The organism is Mesorhizobium sp. M7A.F.Ca.CA.004.12.1.1 (assembly GCF_003997835.1).
Classification (GTDB): Bacteria; Pseudomonadota; Alphaproteobacteria; order Rhizobiales; family Rhizobiaceae; genus Mesorhizobium.
In genome coordinates this window covers 1-3,329 of sequence record NZ_RZRK01000682.1, presented here as the reverse complement: position 1 = coordinate 3,329, position 3,329 = coordinate 1, and the positions used below count along the sequence as shown (strand labels likewise).

Annotated in this window: 4 protein-coding genes; 1 reads left to right on the top strand and 3 read right to left on the bottom strand. The window is 61.7% G+C overall.

The annotated features are described in order from the left end of the window. On the top strand, positions 1-1,395 hold a 1,395-nt coding region (locus EN984_RS27600; RefSeq protein WP_127384102.1), incomplete at its 5' end, for an MDR family MFS transporter. 3 nt (positions 1,396-1,398) lie between these two features. On the opposite strand, the gene EN984_RS27595 is transcribed toward EN984_RS27600, so the two are convergent. From EN984_RS27595 to EN984_RS27585, 3 genes are all read right to left on the bottom strand, one after another. After that, on the bottom strand, positions 1,399-2,427 hold the full coding sequence (locus EN984_RS27595; protein ID WP_127269545.1) for an NAD(P)/FAD-dependent oxidoreductase: 1,029 nt from the start codon (positions 2,425-2,427) through the stop codon (positions 1,399-1,401). 195 nt (positions 2,428-2,622) lie between these two features. Next, positions 2,623-2,943, bottom strand: a complete 321-nt coding sequence (locus EN984_RS27590; protein ID WP_056582251.1) for a 2Fe-2S iron-sulfur cluster-binding protein — start codon at positions 2,941-2,943, stop codon at positions 2,623-2,625. A gap of 111 nt (positions 2,944-3,054) precedes the next feature. Continuing rightward, on the bottom strand, positions 3,055-3,329 hold a 275-nt coding region (locus EN984_RS27585), incomplete at its 5' end, for an Hpt domain-containing protein (protein WP_164765682.1).

The window sequence follows — 3,329 nt, the reverse complement described above, 5'->3', positions numbered from 1 at the left end:
CTGTTGTCGATGCTGTTGGCGGCACTCGACCAGACCATTGTTGCGCCAGCCATGCCGACCATCGGGCATGCGCTCGGAAACGCACACTATCTGCCATGGATCGTCACCGGTTATCTTCTGACCGCTACCGCCGTGGCCCCGCTCTACGGCAAGATTTCCGATGTCTACGGACGCCGGCCGACCGTCTATGCCGCGATCCTGATCTTTTTGGCGGGATCGCTGGTCAGTGCGATGGCTCCCAACATGTTTGTGCTGGTTGTCGGGCGGGCGATCCAGGGCGCCGGCGGCGGCGGCTTGTTCGCGTTGACGCAGACCGTGGTCGGCGATCTCGTTCCGCCGCGCGAGCGGGCACGCTATGCCGCCTGGTTCTCCGGCACATGGGCTGTCGCCAGCGTTGCCGGTCCGTTGCTCGGCGGCACTTTCGCAGAGCACCTGCACTGGTCACTGATCTTCTGGATCAACATTCCGCTTGGTGTTCTTGCGATGGCGATCATCAACAAGCCGCTCAAGAAACTGCCCGTTGCCGCAAAGCGCCATCGCATCGACGGCCTGGGCGCGTTGCTTCTGATCATTGCCACGGCGCTGCTGCTGCTCGCATTGAACTGGGGCGGCAGCGCCTATCCCTGGATTTCGCTTGAAGTCATCGGCGTTCTCTGCGGTTCGGCGATTTTCTGGGGCGCTTTTGCCTTGCGGCTTATGCGAGCCGCCGAGCCGCTCATCTCACTCGAAGTGCTTGGCAATCCAATCGTCCTGGCGGGCACGCTTTCGATGTTCCTGCTTCAGGCCGCAAGCGTCGGCATGGCTGTGTACCTGCCCGTCTATCTTCAGGCGGTGCTCGGCCTGTCGGCCGCAGAGTCGGGCATCGCGATGCTCGGGCTTCTGCTGGGGACCGTCGGCGGCGCGGCATTCAGCGGGCGTATGATACCGCATTTTACCCACTACAAGCGCATCGCGATGGTGGGCGTCGTCTTCAGCATGCTGTGCCTCTGCCTGCTGGCCGTCGTCGCAGGATATGCAACGCTGCTGGAGGTAGAGGTCTTGACGATCTGCATCGGGTTTGGAACCGGAACGACGTTTCCGGTCACCACCGTGTCGGTCCAGAACGCCGTCGATCGCGTGCATCTCGGCGTCGCGACGGGCGTGCTGACATTCCTGCGTTCGCTTGGCAGTGCGCTTGGTGTCGCGATGCTCGGCGCGGTCGCTCTGGGCTACGGCTTGCCACTTGCCGGTGAAGGCGTGCGGATCGTGGGCCATAGCGCGACGGTCGAGCCGTTCGTGATGATCTTTGCCGTCGCCGCCGTTACATTGCTGCTGGGGCTGATCACGCTGACGCTGATGCCCGAAAAGGAGCTTCGCGGTTACGCCGACAATGCGGCGCCCATCCTCGCCGAGTAAGCTTCAGCCGGAGACGCCGAGCTTCTTCTGCAGGCTGGTCGATGAGGTCGTGTACTGGAAAACGATGCGCTCGCCGGGGCTGATGATGCGCTTGGCGGCCTGCGCCATCAGCGCCACTTCGTGGAAGCCAGACAGGATCAGCTTCAGCTTGCCCGGATACCAGTTGATGTCGCCGACCGCGAAGATACCGGGCACCGATGTCTGGAACTTCTCGGTATCGACCGGAATAAGGTTCTCGTGAAGGTTGAGACCCCACTCCGCGATCGGTCCGAGCTTCATGGTCAGGCCGAAGAACGGCAGCATGCGCGTGCAAGGCACCTCGACATCGCCGTCAGGTCCCTTGATGGTGGCCGATGACAGTTGGCCGTCGGCACCGGTCAATCCGGTCACCTGCCCGACCTGGAACTCCAGCTGCCTCATCTCCTGCATGGCATACATCTTGTTGACGCTGTCGGGGGCGGCACGGAACTCGGGCCGCCGGTGCACCAGCGTCACGCTCTTTGCCACCGGCTGCAGGTTCAGCGTCCAGTCGAGTGCCGAGTCGCCGCCACCGACGATAACGAGGTCATGGCCGCGAAAATCCTCCATCCGGCGCACCGAATAGAAGACGCTCTTGCCTTCATAGGGCTCTATGCCGGGGATCGGCGGACGCTTGGGCTGGAAGGAGCCGCCGCCGGCGGCAATCACCACCACCTTGGCCTCGAACACCTCGTTTTCGTCGGTGGTGACGCGAAAACTGCCGTCCTCCAGTTTTTCCAGGCTGGAAACCATTCGGTTGTAGCTGAAATCAGGCTTGAACGGCGCGATCTGCTCGAGCAATTTGTCGACCAGCCCCTGCGCCGAGATCGAAGGCCAGCCTGGAATGTCGTAGATCGGCTTTTCCGGATAGAGCTCCGCGCACTGGCCGCCCGGCCGATCGAGAATGTCGATCAGGTGGCATTTCATGTCGAACAGGCCGAGCTCGAACACGGCAAACAGGCCAACCGGTCCTGCCCCGACAATAAGCACGTCTGTCCTGATAATGTCGGTCATGCCTGTGCCTCGCTGCGCATGACCCCGAAAATCGGATCGATTTTCGGAAAGGATCATGCGCAAATAAAAGTGCTACAGCGTCCTTTGCGCGTCCAAGAGGACGCGCGGCGCTGTAGTGAAACAGCAGGACACTGCATGACCATCGCTCCGCTGCCAAGCCGCAGCGGGAAAAATCAGTTGGCAAAGATACTGCGCTTATCCCTGACGGGCAGGCACCCGCACAATGAGACCGTCGAGCGCGTCTCGCACCTTGATCTGGCACGACAGCCGTGAGTTCGGCTGGACGTCGTAAGCGAAGTCCAGCATGTCCTCTTCCATCGCTTCCGGCTCGCCGACTTCAGCCGTCCAGGCTTCGTCGACATAGACGTGACAGGTGGCACAGGCGCAGGCACCGCCGCATTCGGCTTCGATCCCGGGCACGGCGTTGCGGATCGCGTTCTCCATGACCGTAGAGCCGTTCTCGGCGTCCATGTCGAAATGCGTGCCGTCATGGGCAATGAAAGTCAGCTTGGTCATTTGTCACCTGAAGGGAGTTCCAGCCGAGATAATCACTCCGGCTGACAAGTCAACTGCCGCATGAAAGCGCCGCCCGATGACGTTTTTCCGCAAATCGGGTTCAGCGCGGATTCAGCGGTTGATGGCGGCGATGAAATCGCGCACTTCGTCGATCAGCATGCCAAGCCGTTTGAGCGTCTGGCCGTCTTCCGGCCGATGCTCGATCTCGGTGGCGCAATCGGCGATGGCAAAGGCGCCGACGCCCCGTGCCGAACCCTTCAATCCATGGGCGAGCAGAAGCCGGTCCTTGATGTCGGCGTCGACTATTCTGTCGCGCACGGACAGCGCCTGCTGTACAAACAGCGCCAGCACCTCTTGCTCAAGGCTGCGGTCACCCATCGTCTGGC